Consider the following 15,295-nt stretch of genomic DNA (forward strand, 5'->3'; position numbering starts at 1 on the left):
GACGTGACCCGTATTGCCCGGCTGACCGCTTTCTTTTTGTTGTTTTGTTCGCCTGTTGCCAGCCTTGCACAAGGTTCACAGGTGGCCTTTGGCAACACCCAGCAGGACAGCAGTTTGCCGGTCGAGGTCACGGCCGAAACACTGGACGTCAATCAAAACGACAACACCGCCATTTTCACCGGAAACGTGATCATCGGTCAGGGGGAAATGCGCCTATCCGCACCGCGCGTTCTGGTGGTCTACAAGGACGATCAAAGCGGCATCAAACGGCTTGAAGCACGAGGCGGCGTCACCATCGTCAGCGGTCAGGACGCGGCGGAAGGCCGCGAAGCGGATTACGACGTCGACAATGGCATGATCGAATTGCGTGGCGACGTTCTGCTTGTGCAGGGTCCGCAAGCGCTGACCTCGGACAAAATGGTTGTCGATACCCGCGCCGGGACCGCGCGCATGACCGGTCAGGTCAAAACCGTATTGCAGCCCGAGGGCGAATAATGGCTGCTCCGAACCTGAAGGTCGCACACGAAAATAACGGGCTCGAAATTCAAAGCCTGCGCAAGAGCTACAAGAAACGCGTGGTGATCCGCGACGTTTCGCTGTCACTGAACCAGGGCGAGGTCGTCGCCCTTCTCGGCCCCAACGGGTCGGGGAAAACCACGACATTCTACGCGATTGCCGGGCTGGTGAACCCCGAAGGCGGTCATGTGCTGATCGACGGGCAGGAAGTAACGAATTTGCCCATGTATCGCCGTGCCAAGATGGGAATCGGTTACCTCCCGCAGGAAATGTCGATTTTTCGTGGCCTCTCGGTCGAAGACAACATCCTCGCCATTCTCGATATCTCTGAACCCGACCGTCACAAACGCCGCGAACGTCTGGAAGAACTGTTGTCGGAATTCTCGATCGAACATTTGCGCCGCGCGCCGGCACTGGCCTTGTCGGGTGGGGAACGTCGCCGGGTCGAAATCGCCCGCTGCCTCGCAGCCCACCCCAAGTACCTGTTGCTGGACGAACCTTTTGCCGGGGTCGATCCGATTTCGGTCGGCGATATCCGTCACTTGGTGGCAGACCTCAAGAAACGCGGCATTGGCGTTCTGATCACCGATCACAACGTGCGCGAAACATTGGAAATCGTTGATCGCGCTTATATTTTGCATGATGGCAAGGTTCTCATGTCGGGTACACCGGGTGAAGTTGTCGAAAACGAAAATGTCCGCCGTGTCTATCTGGGCGACAATTTCAGAATCTCGTGATCTTTCGCCGAAAGCACATCTGCAAATGCGATCTCAGTTGACAACCACCCCTGAAAACGCCTCAAATAAGGTTATGACATTTCAGGCTTCTGTTCGCGCATGCCCTATCGACCCGCTCTGCGGGCAGGGTCTTGGACAAGCCGCTGGAATGTCGATTTCCCGTATCCGGACCTAAGCAACGACACCGCATTCCACGCGTGCCGCACGCCCCCGGATCGTTAAATGAAGGAGTTAAGATGCGCTATCAAATCAGTGGCAAGCAGATCGACATCGGTGACGCACTGCAAACGCATGTCAAAGAAGAACTGGGCACAGCTGTGGCTAAATACGCCGAGCGTCCGACAGACGCTCACGTTGTTTTTTCCAAGAGCGCCAGTGAATTTGTCTGCGAAACCATTGTGCATCTTTCAACCGGCCTAACGGCTCAGGCCAAGGCGCATTCCCACGAGATTTACTCGGCCTTTGACAAGTGCTGCGACAAGATGGAGAAACAGCTCAGACGGTATAAACGCCGCCTGAAAGACCACCACCGCGATCGTTCCGAGCCGGTTGAACTCTCTGGTGCTTCCTCATATATCCTCGCATCTGACAAAGGAGATGAGGATTCGGAGCCGGAAAGCCTTCAGCCGATCATCGTCGCCGAGATGGAAACCAGTATTCCATCGCTCTCGGTTGGCGAAGCGGTCATGCAGATGGAACTTGCGGGGTCTCCGGTGCTTGTCTTCCGAAACGAGGGAAACAAGGGTCTGAATGTCGTGTATCGCCGTGAAGACGGCAACATCGGCTGGATTGATCCGTAAACAGGCACGAGGGCCGGGCGCGCACAGCGTCGCGCCCGGTGGAGCGTCGAAAGCAATGGAAATGTCTATGATCCTCAAGCCAGAGGCCGTGCGCGTGCTATCTGCTGTTTCTAGCAAGAAGCGCCTGATGCATGAGTTGGGCAGCGTTGCTGAATCGGTCTATGGCGTCAATCAGGCGGATACGGTCGAAGCCCTGCAAGAACGCGAAAGCCTCGGACCCACCGGTGTGGGTCACGGCGTTGCCTTGCCCCATGCCCGTCTCGACGGTCTGGATGAGGTTGTCGGTGCGCTTGTGCTTCTGGAAAAGCCGATCGATTTCGATGCGGTTGACCGGCAGCCCGTCGATCTGGCGTTTGCCCTTTTCGCCCCACGCGAAGCCGGGGTCGAGCATCTCAAGGCATTGGCGCTCGTGTCGCGCACCCTGCGTGATCCGGCGGTCTGCGCCAAGCTGCGCGCCAATACCGATCCGGCGACCCTTTACACCATCGTAACCGAAGCTCAGGCCGCGCAAGCGGCCTGATACCCACACGTCAATTCCAGGGCCCGAACCCGAACATCATATAGTCACGCTGGTAGACATCCTTTACCAGCGCTTCGATTTCATCATCGTAGATATCGGACAAATCAAAGGGTTGGTCTGTTGCGGCGGCTTGAGGACGGGGCGGTTTCGTATATCCCACCTGACCCGCCAGTACGGGCAAATACGTGGCCATCTCATCCTCGCGGATCACCATGTCGGGCACGGAAAACTGCGCCATACCCTGAATAACCGCAGCTTGCGTCGCCCAATGGGCATCAATCCTGATATTCGTCTGTCCTGCCAGATTGGCGCGCAGGAATTCTACAAAACTCATGAACGCGGTACGATGAGCCCGGCGGTCATACTCGTTCCCCGGATCGCCTCCGGGAATGGGTAGTTTATGGAAATTCCGAAGCACCTTGCGAATATCGTGATACGTGCCGGGCCCCTGCATCAGGATTTTCGAGCAAAACGCATCGTGAACGCGCGCCACGGGATGGCGCAACACGGTAAAGCTGCGATGACCCTTGTTCCGCCGTTTCCACTGTCGCAAGCTCTTCTGGTTCAAGTGCGTCGGCAGCGTGTCCTCGGGAACCTCGTCCAGTGCCGCCATCCAGGCACGCACCTCATTTTCGGGACCGGACCGAATGGGCATATAAAGTAACGGTGCATGTGCACCGGTTACATATCCCGGCACCGCCGGACCCCGGCGTGGCTCAAAATTCGGGGTGCGCGATAAATTGAACGGGTCCAGCCCCGACAGGCTACGTTCCATTTCGTCATAGTTCGACACCTTGGATTGCAGCGAACTGGGGTTTTGCTTTTTCAGCGAGGTGTCCAACTCGTCCAAGCGTTCATCGCTACCCAGGAATTTGGCAAGTCCGTTGATCACATCGACAGACTGGATGTCCTCGTAATCGACGTAAAATGCCGTTTGACCAGTGGTTTGCAGATGATTCAGCAAAAACACCTGAAATTTCTGAAGTTGCGCCACATGAGTTTCAAATTCGGCAGCGTCGAACCGTATCTTGCTATCCTTGCGACGTTTCACGTTGGTCAGTTTCCACTGCCCGGTCGCCTGTGCGATCTTCCATGAAACGAAACTATCTACCGGGTTTCGTGTCAGGATGACCTTGGCACAACGCGGATCGTCCAGACAAATATCCAGAACCCTCCGGTCGTGATCATGAAAGAACCGGAACCCGCCAAGGCCCTTCGACTGCGTCTTGATCGCTTCGATCAGCCGCGCAGGGTCGGCATCACGCATCGCCTGCGTAACACCCAGAACCTCGGTCCGGTTCGGGTACCCTATGAAATATGGATTGAACACCTCGCCATGACACTCGAAACCGTCAAAGGCATTCAGGTTGTTTTCCAGAAAATTCGATCCGGTGCGCATTTCGGCGAACACCACGAAATAGTCGAATGCATCGGACATACAGCTTACTGCACCAGATAAGGTTTGGGTTTGTCGTGCTGTGGCTCATGCGGGCCATGTGCCACCGGGAAATCACCCATCAGATATGGGTGCATGCCCTGATTTTTCAGATTCTGCAAAAACTGGCCAAATCCGGTCAGATCGGCCATCTTCGGAACCTCGGCCAGGCCGCGTAGATTTTGCTGGCCGATCTCGTCAATGATGGTCTGCAGAGGTTCCATCGGGGCCTCGATGAACTCTGCCATGGTCCAGATGCGGATGCGCGCCTTGGCCCATTGCGAACGCAACACCTCGAGATGTTTGCTTTCGGCCCGTTGCAGACGGGCAGCCTCCTGCCGGATCTCCGAGAAGTTCCTGTTCGATTTGAACAATGGCACGGCCCATGCCCCGGTGATAACCGAAATCTGCGCGTTCGGGTCCTTGGCGATATCCCATTCGATCTTGTTGATGCGGTCACGCGGCCCCATCTGGAAACACTGACGTTCCCCTCGTGTGTTCCAGATCAGGCTGGTCAGAAAGGCGCGCGGATTATAATCGCGCAGCGCTGCACTGTCGCTGAGCGCGCCATTTACCACGCTCTGCCCATCCGAAAATTCGGCGCGTTCCGGCGCAAAAAGATGCCCGTGCACCCGCGTGCCGGTGGCGCGCGCCAGCCATGCCTCGAAATTCTCGAAAAGATCGCCGAAGCCCTCGAACACCGAGTATTGCGCACAGGTCAGGCCATTTTCACGCCCTTCCACCGGAAAACGGCTTTGCATGTAAAGGCCGGGGCGTCCGCGTGTGCGCCGCTCCACCGCTTTCGAAAAAATCCTGTCGATCTTGCCGGGGTTCGGTTCGGTCCGTTTCATGACCCCGGCCTTATCCGACAAAAAGGCATCGTACAGACGATTGGCAAACGGCCAGATCTTGCGCGCGACGAAACAATCCGACCGGCGCAGCAACTGCAGATGATCGTCGTAGAAAATATGCGGCTTACCTTGGTAGTCGAACTTGGACAATGTCAGCGAACGGCTTTCGATCTGGCGCGAATACTGTCGCGACAAGGTCTGGAAATAACTTTCATCGGGAATCCAGACACGCTTGAAATACCGGTCATAAACCTCCCTGTCCGGATCAGACAGAATGGCCGACAAGGTCTGCCGGGTCAGACACCACCACTGGCTGCCCATATGCGGTACGAGACCGTTGGGAATGCAGCGCTTGTAGCCGATCTTGCGCTGCAGGGCGACGTAGCGATCGAACAGAAAGCGCCGCTTGCGCCAGGAAAACGGAAAGCGCAGCGTAAACCGTTCGTGATCCAGTCCGCCAATCGTCCACGGTACATCGGCAGTGGTCGCAGATTCGATAAAATCGGTATGCGGTCGTTCGGCCAGATAGTCCTTGAGTTCCTGCACCGGCCGTAGCGGCAGACACGATCCCGAAGCCAGATAGACGTGGCGCACATCCGGAAATTCTTCCAGCATCAACTCCGCAGCGCTTTGCGTGGCGGCCACCAGGCCCCAGGTCCCCCACTCACAGCGATGGCGTTTGCTGTACCGCACGTCGGGCAAGTCCGACATCGCCATTTTAAATGCCTTGTAAGCATCGCGGGGCACCGACTTGTCGGCATGAATCACCAAAGGGCAACCGGCAGCGGCCCAATGCCGCGCCACCTGTTCGGCCCGATCAAAGGCCGTGTGCACCAACATGATGATACCGACACTCACCCGCTACTGCCCCTTCTTCATGCCCAGTTCCCCTTGGACATCAGTCCAAGGATCTCCAGCTGGCGCCAGTTTATATATTTCTCGGACCATTTGCACCAAAGGTCTGGATTGTCCTGAAGGTTATCATAATAGGACTGATATTCGACACTGGCGGCATAGTGCTGTTTGCGCTGCAACTCTTCTTCGGCCTTGGCCGCAAAGGTATCGAGGAACTTGGCATGCAGCAAAACGCCGCTTGTTTTCTCGCCGCCAAGCGTGTCGTAAGTCTGGTTCAGCCCGCGCGGCAGCAACATATGAGTCGAACTGACATAGGCATAGCGCCGGTCCCATTTGACCAGCGGCACCTTGTTCAATGCCGGCGCTTTCTTGGGCATATCGGCAAAGAACACACGCGCTCTCGGCCCGCCCTGAATCCAGAGATTTCCGAAAGCGTCATTTTTCTGGATCATGTAATTTCCGGGATCGAACCACGCGGCGATTTCCATGGGGTTCTGACCCAGCCGGTAGGGTACGGCGTCCATCCGGCCCTTTGGATACATATCCAGCAACATCGCCCCGAACGAGCGTAGCTGCGAGCCATCCAGCCAGTCGGTCAGCGCCCGGATCGGGCGGGTATCGCAAAACGGATAGACAAAAAACTCGTCCGGATCGACGACCAGCGACCAGTGCTCATGCCCGTATCGACCCTGCAACCAGTTCAGCCAATCGACCCCGAAGCGTGCTTTCTTGTAGCTCGCCTTGGTGGTCCAAAGCGACACATCGGATTGCTCGGCCAGGTATTCGCGCCCGCCATCCTGACTGTCGTTATCCACCATCAGAAAATGCGATACGCCCAGATCGCGGTAATATTTCAGGAAATAAGGCAGGCGCACATATTCATCGCGAAAGGTCGAAAACAGAAGGATATTGCCGGGGCTGATACGGTCAGTCCGATCCGCAACCGGCCTGAGCGCAAAGTGCTTGCGCCACGCCCGAACCTTGGCGCGCCTGCGTTTCAGCCGCATGCGATATGACTGCACCAAGCTCACGCTCTGCCTTCCTGCGCCTCTTGACTCATACTGAATTGTAACTGGCAGACGCTTAACACATTATTTTTCCGAAAAGAAAACAATACTGCGCACAAACGCAACATCGTTTCATATACCCTTTTCAAACCCACCCCCCTTTTGACATCAGGCCCATCGCCTCCAACTGTCGCCAACTGATCAGTTTGGTCGAACCGTCACACCACAGGTCGGGATTCTCCATCAGCCCATCGTAATAGAAGTCATAGAGCGCGCTGTTCGCGAAATGCTCGCGCCGCCGCTTTTCCTCTGCGGACTTGTCGACAACGACATGCAGGAATTTCGTATGAAGCAATATGCCCGACAGCATCTCGCCGCCGTCCTCGGAATAGACCCTGTTCAGGCTTTTGGGCAGCAATGAGTGCGCCGAACTGACATAAGCATAGCGCCAGTGCCACCGTACGAGTGGCATCTTTCCCATGGTCGGTGCGCGGCGCGGCTGGTCGCCAAAAAACACGCGGGCACGCACACCTCCCTGGATCCACAGATTCTCGAGATCCGGTTTCTTGCGGATCATGTAATTGCCGCCATCGAACCAGTTCAGCGCATGAAACGGATCGTCGCCCGCACGATAAGGATGATCCTGCAGCCGGCCCTTGGGGTACATGTCCAGCATCAACGCCCCCATGGACCGTCGACCACTTTGATCCAGCCACCCGGTCAGGGCCGCCAAGGGGCGCGTATCATGATGTGGATAGATCAGGATTTCATCGGCATCCACCGTCAGGCACCAATGCCCGTTGCCATGACGGATTTGCAGCCAGGTCAACCAATCCACCCCGAAACGCGACAGCTTGTAACTATGCGATGTGTGCCAAAGCGAAACATCGGGCTGCCGCGCCAGATAATCGCGCGTGCCGTCTTCGCTGTCGTTATCGACGATCAGGAAATGCGCCACACCCAGGCGGCGGTAATGCTCAAGAAAATAGGGCAGACGCACGATTTCGTTTCGTACCGTCGAAAAAACAAGGATCGCATCCGGTGAAATCTTCGCGGTGCGGTCCGTGACCGGATGCAATTGCCGGCGTTTTCGAACGGCTCGAAACAGCAGACGACGGCGCTTCCAGCGCAGCCGGTATGCCTTTGCCGCTTCGCTCAGCCAGCCCATGCCTGCATGTCCGCTCAATTCCGCTTTCGCGGCAGAATCGGCATTATTTGTCGTAATGTCCAGTTTGATGCCACCGCCAAGCATCCCCGATCATCTGGTCCAGCGTCGAGCGCGCAGGGCTCCAGCCAAGCTCCGCCTCGGCGCGGCTGGAGCCTGAAACCAGCTTGGTGCAATCTCCGGGCCGCCTTGGCCCTTCGTTACGGGGCACCTCCTTGCCGGTGATGCTCTCGGCGTTCTCGATCACCTCCCGCACGGAAAACCCCGTGCCGGTGCCAAGGTTGAACACCCGGCTGCCCTTGCCCTGTTCCAGCCAGTTCAGCCCCAGAACATGCGCGTCCACCAAATCCATCACATGCACGTAATCCCGAATACAGGTTCCATCCGGCGTATCGTAATCGGTGCCGAAAATGGTCAACGCATCCCGTTTGCCTTGGATGGCCTCCAGTATCAGGGGCACCAGATGCGTTTCGGGTTGGTGGAACTCGCCCACTTCCGCTTCGGGGTCGGCACCCGCAACATTGAAGTACCGAAAAACCACGTGCTTCAGGCCATACGCGCCCTCGAAATCGCGCAACATATCCTCGATCGCACGTTTCGAGGCGCCGTAGGCATTGATCGGATACTGTGCGCTGCTTTCGTCCAGCACCACATTGTCCTGGTCGCCATAGGTCGCGCAGGTCGACGAAAACACCACGTTCATACACCCTGCCTGCACCGCAGCCTGAAACAGCGTCAGCGATCCGGCCACGTTATTGTGCCAGTAAAGGCCCGGCTCCCGCATGCTTTCACCGACTTGGCTCAGCGCCGCGAAATGCAGGATGGCGGCGGGCTGATAGGCTGCAAATATCCGGTCCAGCCGCTCCCGGTCGGTAAGATCGCCCTGCTCGAACGGCCCGAACTTCACGGCGTCTTCCCAGCCGGTACTGAGATTATCGTAGGTTACAGGCGTATATCCGGCTGCCTTCAGCACCTTGCAGGCGTGTGAACCGATATAACCCGCGCCACCGGTAACAAGAATATTCGTCACGTCGGCCCCCTGCCCGATTACTGTGCAGCCTTCCGAGCGTGAACGATATCGCTGATATACCGGTACAGATCGTCCCGCAGCTCTTCGCGTGCCAGGGCAAACGAAACCGTCGCCTGAAGGAAGCCCGCTTTCGATCCGCAATCGAAGCGGTCCCCTTCGAAACGATAGCCGTAAACCTCGTCCCCGTCTTCGCGGGCAGCGGCAATCGCGTCGGTCAGCTGGATTTCCCCACCGGCTCCGGTCTTTTTCTTGTTCAGCTTCTGCAAAACCTTGGGTGTCAGGATATACCGTCCGATCACCGCAAGATTCGAAGGCGCATCGCCCAAGGCTGGTTTTTCGACCATACCCTTGGTGGAAACGATACGCCCCATGTCTTCCTTGATATCCAGAACCCCGTATGCCGAGGCCTTGTCCTCCGGCACTTCCATGGCGGCGACGACATTGCCCTGGGTTTCCTCGAATGCCTCGACCATTTGCGCCAGGCAAGGTTTGTCGGCCGCGATCACGTCATCCGGCAGCAAAACCGCAAAGGGCTCGTTCGCGATCAAATGGCGCGCGCACCAGACGGCATGCCCAAGGCCAAGCGGCTTGTGCTGGCGCAGGTACGCAATCTCGCCGCTATCCATGTTTGTGGACTTCAGGATTTGCAGCAACTCGTCCTTGCCCTTCTTGCGCAGTTCCTGCTCCAACTGCGGGGCGAGGTCGAAATAATCTTCCAGCGCGCCCTTGCCGCGAGAGGTCACGAAAATGAACTCTTTGATGCCTGCGGAGCGTGCCTCGTCGATCGCATATTGCACCAAGGGGCGATCAACCAGCGTCATGATCTCTTTCGGAACCGATTTGGTTGCCGGCAAAAACCGGGTTCCCAAACCTGCCACCGGAAAAATGGCTTTCGTGACCTTTTTACGCATCATCACTCCTGACCGCCTCGCACCGAAGGCTAACTAACAGATTAATTGTCCATTTCTGCGATACTGCAGCAATATGTCATTTTCCAGCAACAAATCCGGGGAAATTACGACCAGAAACATACCCGGCATCGTCACCGGAAAAAGTTTGCCCATCAGGCAAGACGCATTTCGCTCATCATAGCCTCGATCCGGTGAACGTCCTCGGGGTTATTCAGTTCCCAGAACTGTCGCCCACGGGCATCTACCTCGACACAACGAACCGGCTTGCCGTTCTCCAGAAACCGCAATTGCTCCAACCCCTCGAGCCGCTCCAGCGGGCCCTCCGGCCAACCCTGATAGTCTTGCAACGCCTGCGCCCGATATGCGTATACGCCAACATGGTGAAATACCGGTGTCGCTTCGCCATCCTCATAACTACGCGATGTAAACGGTATCACTTCTTTCGAGAAATACAGCGCATGACGTGCCGTATCGAACACTGCGGTCGTCCCGCCGACACGTCCGGCGCGACGATCTTCCAGAAACCCGTTCAAGGCCCGGCCATCGCAGCGCAGCACCGGTGTGGCCATGCCCGCATCGGCATCCTGGACCAACTCGTCGATAAGAGCCTCGACGAACCAATGCGGGGTCAGCGGGGCATCTCCCTGCAGGTTGACCACCACCTCATGCGTTCCGCCCAAGGCCGTGTGCGCCTCGGCGCAGCGTTCTGTTCCGTTGCTACACCCTTCCGAGGTCATGACGACCTCCGCGCCAAAGGCTTCGGCAGCCGTGCGAATACGGTCGTCATCCGTGGCCACCACGACACGCGGATCGCCTCCGACCTGTTTGGCGGCCTCCCAACTGCGCTGAATCAGGCTCTTCTTTTCGCCCGTGGCCCCGGTCAGCTCAACCAGCGGTTTACCCGGATACCGGGTCGAAGCATACCGGGCCGGGATGACAATCAGCGGCTGCATCAGGCTTCCTTCAGGTCGACACCCGGCGCATGGGCGATGAAGAACGGATTGGCAAATCCGTCTTTACCATACTTTAGTGGCGCATGGTCATCGAATCGCACCACATGCCCGCCCGCGCCATGCAATACCGCCTGGCCTGCGGCCGTGTCCCACTCCATCGTGCGGCCAATGCGCGGGTACAAATCCGCTTCGCCGGTCGCTACCAGGCAAAATTTCAAAGATGAGCCGGCACTGGTCATGTCCTTGACGCCGTATTTGCCGATATAATCGTCCGTGGCCTGATCACGGTGCGATTTACTGGCCACAATCATCAACCCGCTGTTGTCGGGGTGCGACACCTTTATCCGCCGTACCGTACCGACCGTTTCCTTGTCGAAAGGTCCGTCCTCTTCCACCGATGTACCATCGGCCTGAGTAAAGAACATACGGCCCTTGGCGGGCGCATAAACCACACCCCGCACGGGCACGCCGTTTTCGACATAGGCGATGTTCACCGTGAAATCGCCACGACGATTTATGAATTCCTTGGTTCCGTCCAGCGGATCGACAATCAGGAAGGTCTCGACACTCTGGCTGTGTGAGCCGGATTGCTCTTCGGTCACCAGTGCAACATCGGGAAATGCATCGCGCAACCCTGCGGAGATCAGCGCGTCAGCGGCTTCGTCGGCCTCGGTCACAGGGCTGTCGTCGGATTTGACCTTCACGTCGAAATCATCGGAATTGTAGATTTCCATGATCCGGTCTCCGCCCTCCAGGGCCAGGTGGCGCATGACCTTCACCAACTTTTCGTAATCCAATTTACCGCTCCTGTTTACTCTGCGCACAAAAGGTACGCCTTGTGTTGATCCGTGGCGTGGTGCCCCTTATGATACGCCGGAAACGGATCAGCAAGAAATCCGTACAAGAAATGCAGTTGCATGCCGACAAGGCGAGGCCATGTTTCAAAAAGTCACTCCGAAGAGCAATCTGCAGTCGGCGATTGCCACTATCGAGTTGATCTATCACGCGACCGTGCGCAGCGTTCGAAAAACGCACGGAAACGCCCTGTTTGCGATCATCAACAACATCCTGACAGCCGTGATTTTCGTTCTGGCATTTTACGTGATGTTCTCGATGCTGGGCCTGAAAGGCGCAAAACTGCGCGGCGATTTCCTGCTTTACATGATGTCGGGAATTTTCCTGTTTCTCACGCATGTCAAGGCGCTTGGGGCGGTGGCCGGGGCCGAAGGGCCGTCCTCACCGATGATGCAACACGCGCCGATGAATACGGTAATCTCGGTTGCGGCTGCCGCACTTGGCGCACTTTATATTCAGGTTCTGTCGGTCGCCGTGATCCTGTTTGCCTATCACGTCGCCGTCACACCTTTTGAAATCGCGTATCCCATACCGGCATTCGGAATGATCCTGCTGTCCTGGTTCACCGGGGTTTCCATCGGGCTGGTGTTGCTGGCGATCAAACCGTGGTTTCCGGGTTTTGTCGGGATTTTCACGACCATCTATCAGCGCGCCAACATGATCGCCTCGGGCAAGATGTTCGTTGCCAACTCCCTGCCGTCTTTCATGGTCGCAATGTTCGACTGGAACCCGTTGTTTCACGCCATCGACCAATGCCGGGGCTTTACCTTCATCAATTACTTCCCACGCAATTCCTCGGTGGAGTATCCCCTGATCGTTGGTGTTGTGCTTCTGGTGATCGGAATGATGGGCGAGTTCTACACACGTCAGTACGCATCGAAAAGCTGGGACGCCCGCCGCTAGATGGCCTAATCGACCACGCGCAGCGTCAGGTTGATCCGCCCGCCGCGCGGCAGCAACGTGGACGAGCCAACCCTGATCCTGTCGATCCCGTGATAGATCAACCGCGCTTCGCCACCCATGACCAGAACGTCCCCCGACTCCAGCCATGTTGATTCGGTCCTGCCCCCGCGCGTCGTGTTACCGATGCGAAACAGCGCCGAATCCCCCAACGAAACCGACAGAACCGGCCAGCTGAAATCGCTCTCGTCACGATCCTGGTGCATCCCCATCTTCGCCGAGTCATCGTAGTAATTCACCAGACAGCAATCCGGGCCACGCCGGTCGCCGACCAGATCGGCCCAGATATCGAGCACCGCCTGCGGTATCGCGGGCCAGGGGCTGTCATCGGCCTGACATGGCTCATACCGATAGCCGCTGCGATCCGTCACCCAGCCATAACGCCCTGCCGAGGTCATCCGCACCGACATCCGCCGCCCGCCCGGCGTGACCGGCCGCGCAAAAGGTGCAGCGCGCACAACCGCGCGCAAATCCTCTACCAACCGGGCTTGCGCATCGGGCGCCAGATACCCCCTGTGGATCTCGACCCCTCGTATGTTCAACACCGTTCCGGCCATCTCACCCCCGGCTTTCGCAATCCGCCCGCCAGAAATTATGCATAAAATACCAGATTACACTCCCCGGCGACGCTTGCAGGGCCACAATCGCCTGCCTATATACGCGCAAAGCACGGAACCCGGCCAGTTCTGTCGGGGTCCGTCCAACCATCGGGGGTCTGATGCCATAACGGGTCGGGCGTCCGGAACATCGCCTTGTAATAGAAGGGATCGAAAAACATGTCTAAAGTGATCGGTATCGACCTCGGAACCACCAACAGCTGCGTCGCCATCATGGACGGCAGCCAGGCCCGTGTGATCGAAAACTCGGAAGGTGCGCGCACCACGCCCTCGATCGTGGCTTTTGCCGAAGGTGAACGCCTCGTCGGGCAGCCGGCCAAGCGCCAGGCCGTCACCAACCCCGAAAACACCATCTTTGGCGTCAAGCGCCTGATCGGTCGCCGCGCGGATGACGCGGATCTGGCCAAAGACAAGAAGAACATGCCGTTCAACGTCATCGACGGCGGCAACGGCGACGCCTGGGTCGAAGCCCGCGGCGAAAAATACAGCCCCTCTCAGATTTCCGCCTTCATCCTCGGCAAGATGAAGGAAACCGCCGAAAGCTACCTCGGCGAAGAAGTGACGCAAGCCGTCATCACCGTGCCTGCCTATTTCAACGACGCTCAGCGTCAGGCCACCAAGGACGCCGGCAAGATCGCCGGTCTCGAAGTGCTGCGCATCATCAACGAGCCGACCGCTGCAGCACTGGCCTACGGTCTGGACAAGGAAAACACGCACACCATCGCCGTCTATGACCTTGGCGGCGGTACCTTCGACGTGACCATCCTTGAAATCGACGACGGCCTGTTCGAAGTGAAAGCCACCAATGGCGACACCTTCCTTGGCGGTGAAGATTTCGACATGCGCATCGTCAACTACCTGGCGGACGAGTTCAAAAAGGAACACGGCGTCGACCTGACCAAGGACAAGATGGCCCTTCAACGCCTGAAAGAGGCCGCTGAAAAAGCCAAGATCGAACTGTCCAGCAGCTCGCAAACCGAAATCAACCAGCCCTTCATCTCGATGGGGTCGGACGGCCAGCCGCTGCACATGGTCATCAAGCTGACCCGCGCCAAGCTGGAAAGCCTCGTGGGTGACCTGATCAAGGCCTCGATGAAGCCCTGCGCAGCCGCGCTCAAGGATGCCGGTCTTTCGGCCAACGAAGTCGACGAAATCGTTCTGGTCGGCGGCATGACCCGTATGCCCAAGGTGGTCGAGGAAGTGACCAAGTTCTTCGGCAAGGAGCCCCACAAGGGCGTGAACCCCGACGAAGTGGTCGCCATGGGCGCCGCCATTCAGGCCGGTGTTCTGCAAGGTGACGTCAAGGATGTCGTCCTGCTTGACGTGACGCCGCTCAGCCTGGGTATCGAAACGCTTGGCGGTGTCTTCACCCGCCTGATTGACCGCAACACCACGATCCCGACCAACAAGTCGCAGATCTTCTCGACCGCCGAGGACAACCAGAGCGCCGTGACGATCCGCGTCTTCCAGGGGGAACGTGAAATGGCGGCCGACAACAAGCTGCTCGGTCAGTTCAACCTGGAAAACATCCCGCCGGCACCGCGCGGTATGCCCCAGATTGAAGTGACCTTCGACATCGACGCCAACGGTATCGTCTCTGTTTCGGCCAAGGACAAAGGCACCAACAAGGAACAGAAGATCACCATTCAGGCGTCCGGTGGCCTCAGCGACGAGGACATCGAGAACATGGTCAAGGAAGCCGAGGAAAACGCCGAGGCAGACAAGGCCCGCCGCGAACTGATCGAAGCCAAGAACCAGGCCGAAAGCCTCATCCATTCGACCGAAAAATCGGTGGAAGAGCACAGCGACAAGGTCGACCCGACCACGGTCGAGGCCATCGAACTGGCCATCGCGGCACTGAAAGACGACCTCGAGAAAGAGGATGCGACCGCCGAGAAAATCAAGGCAGGCATCCAGAACGTGACCGAGGCGGCCATGAAACTGGGCGAGGCCATCTACAAGGCGCAAGCCGAAGAAGGCAGCGATGAGCCCACCGCCGCCGATGAGGCCGCCGGTCCGGGCGACGACGACATCGTCGACGCCGACTTCGAGGACCTCGACGACGACAAGCGCTCGTAAGGCG

16 protein-coding genes are annotated in these 15,295 nt (G+C 57.7%); 7 read left to right on the forward strand and 9 right to left on the reverse strand.

From position 1 onward, the window contains the following. The first annotated feature begins 12 nt into the window (after window positions 1-12). From KPG71_RS10600 to KPG71_RS10615, 4 genes are all read left to right on the forward strand, one after another. A complete protein-coding gene (locus tag KPG71_RS10600) occupies window positions 13-495 on the forward strand; it encodes an LptA/OstA family protein (protein ID WP_288938874.1) in 483 nt (160 codons plus the stop codon). Continuing rightward, window positions 495-1,253, forward strand: coding sequence for an LPS export ABC transporter ATP-binding protein (gene lptB, locus KPG71_RS10605; RefSeq protein ID WP_216338057.1), 759 nt, complete (start codon window positions 495-497; stop codon window positions 1,251-1,253). Before KPG71_RS10600 ends, lptB begins: the two co-directional genes overlap by 1 nt. Window positions 1,254-1,489: 236 nt before the next feature. Further along, the gene (gene raiA / locus KPG71_RS10610) at window positions 1,490-2,053 is read left to right on the forward strand and encodes a ribosome-associated translation inhibitor RaiA (protein WP_073035015.1); all 564 of its coding nucleotides are present in this window, start codon (window positions 1,490-1,492) and stop codon (window positions 2,051-2,053) included. 55 nt (window positions 2,054-2,108) lie between these two features. Then, complete coding sequence (locus KPG71_RS10615) at window positions 2,109-2,573, forward strand: PTS sugar transporter subunit IIA (protein ID WP_073035016.1); 465 nt, start codon at window positions 2,109-2,111, stop codon at window positions 2,571-2,573. A 10-nt stretch (window positions 2,574-2,583) separates the two neighbouring features. Here KPG71_RS10615 and KPG71_RS10620 read toward each other — a convergent pair whose 3' ends face one another. The 6 genes from KPG71_RS10620 to KPG71_RS10645 form a co-directional block, all read right to left on the reverse strand. Beyond that, on the reverse strand, window positions 2,584-4,011 hold the full coding sequence (locus tag KPG71_RS10620; RefSeq protein ID WP_216338058.1) for a sulfotransferase family 2 domain-containing protein: 1,428 nt from the start codon (window positions 4,009-4,011) through the stop codon (window positions 2,584-2,586). A 5-nt stretch (window positions 4,012-4,016) separates the two neighbouring features. After that, entirely contained in the window at window positions 4,017-5,717 is a 1,701-nt protein-coding gene (locus tag KPG71_RS10625) for a beta-1,6-N-acetylglucosaminyltransferase (protein ID WP_216338059.1), read from the reverse strand. 17 nt (window positions 5,718-5,734) lie between these two features. Further along, a complete protein-coding gene (locus KPG71_RS10630) occupies window positions 5,735-6,721 on the reverse strand; it encodes a glycosyltransferase family 2 protein (RefSeq protein WP_216338338.1) in 987 nt (328 codons plus the stop codon). A gap of 145 nt (window positions 6,722-6,866) precedes the next feature. Then, window positions 6,867-7,889 carry a glycosyltransferase family 2 protein gene (locus KPG71_RS10635; protein WP_216338339.1) on the reverse strand — a complete coding sequence of 341 codons (1,023 nt, stop codon included), beginning with the start codon at window positions 7,887-7,889 and terminating at the stop codon, window positions 6,867-6,869. 43 nt (window positions 7,890-7,932) lie between these two features. Then, window positions 7,933-8,916, reverse strand: coding sequence for a UDP-glucose 4-epimerase GalE (gene galE, locus KPG71_RS10640; RefSeq protein WP_216338060.1), 984 nt, complete (start codon window positions 8,914-8,916; stop codon window positions 7,933-7,935). Between the two features lie 17 nt (window positions 8,917-8,933). Then, window positions 8,934-9,785 carry a UTP--glucose-1-phosphate uridylyltransferase gene (locus KPG71_RS10645; protein WP_253196217.1) on the reverse strand — a complete coding sequence of 284 codons (852 nt, stop codon included), beginning with the start codon at window positions 9,783-9,785 and terminating at the stop codon, window positions 8,934-8,936. Between KPG71_RS10645 and KPG71_RS19770 the strand changes: the two genes are divergently transcribed. Continuing rightward, the gene (locus KPG71_RS19770; protein ID WP_301182899.1) at window positions 9,736-9,864 is read left to right on the forward strand and encodes a hypothetical protein; all 129 of its coding nucleotides are present in this window, start codon (window positions 9,736-9,738) and stop codon (window positions 9,862-9,864) included. The two genes, KPG71_RS10645 and KPG71_RS19770, sit on opposite strands and share 50 nt — an antisense overlap. Window positions 9,865-9,979: 115 nt before the next feature. Here the strand turns inward: KPG71_RS19770 and KPG71_RS10650 are convergent, their stop codons facing one another. Both KPG71_RS10650 and cysQ read right to left on the reverse strand, forming a co-directional pair. After that, entirely contained in the window at window positions 9,980-10,780 is an 801-nt protein-coding gene (locus tag KPG71_RS10650) for a manno-octulosonate cytidylyltransferase (protein ID WP_216338062.1), read from the reverse strand. Beyond that, complete coding sequence (gene cysQ / locus KPG71_RS10655; RefSeq protein WP_216338063.1) at window positions 10,780-11,577, reverse strand: 3'(2'),5'-bisphosphate nucleotidase CysQ; 798 nt, start codon at window positions 11,575-11,577, stop codon at window positions 10,780-10,782. Before cysQ ends, KPG71_RS10650 begins: the two co-directional genes overlap by 1 nt. Window positions 11,578-11,716: 139 nt before the next feature. On the opposite strand from cysQ, the gene KPG71_RS10660 reads away from it, so the two are divergent. After that, the gene (locus KPG71_RS10660; protein ID WP_216338064.1) at window positions 11,717-12,538 is read left to right on the forward strand and encodes an ABC transporter permease; all 822 of its coding nucleotides are present in this window, start codon (window positions 11,717-11,719) and stop codon (window positions 12,536-12,538) included. A 5-nt stretch (window positions 12,539-12,543) separates the two neighbouring features. Here KPG71_RS10660 and KPG71_RS10665 read toward each other — a convergent pair whose 3' ends face one another. Beyond that, on the reverse strand, window positions 12,544-13,152 hold the full coding sequence (locus KPG71_RS10665; RefSeq protein WP_216338065.1) for an alpha-ketoglutarate-dependent dioxygenase AlkB: 609 nt from the start codon (window positions 13,150-13,152) through the stop codon (window positions 12,544-12,546). A 219-nt stretch (window positions 13,153-13,371) separates the two neighbouring features. Here KPG71_RS10665 and dnaK point away from each other — a divergent pair, with 219 nt between their 5' ends. After that, window positions 13,372-15,291 carry a molecular chaperone DnaK gene (gene dnaK, locus KPG71_RS10670; protein WP_216338066.1) on the forward strand — a complete coding sequence of 640 codons (1,920 nt, stop codon included), beginning with the start codon at window positions 13,372-13,374 and terminating at the stop codon, window positions 15,289-15,291. Window positions 15,292-15,295: the final 4 nt, after the last annotated feature.

It is taken from the genome of Roseovarius sp. PS-C2, from assembly GCF_018862045.1.
Taxonomy (GTDB): domain Bacteria; phylum Pseudomonadota; class Alphaproteobacteria; order Rhodobacterales; family Rhodobacteraceae; genus Roseovarius.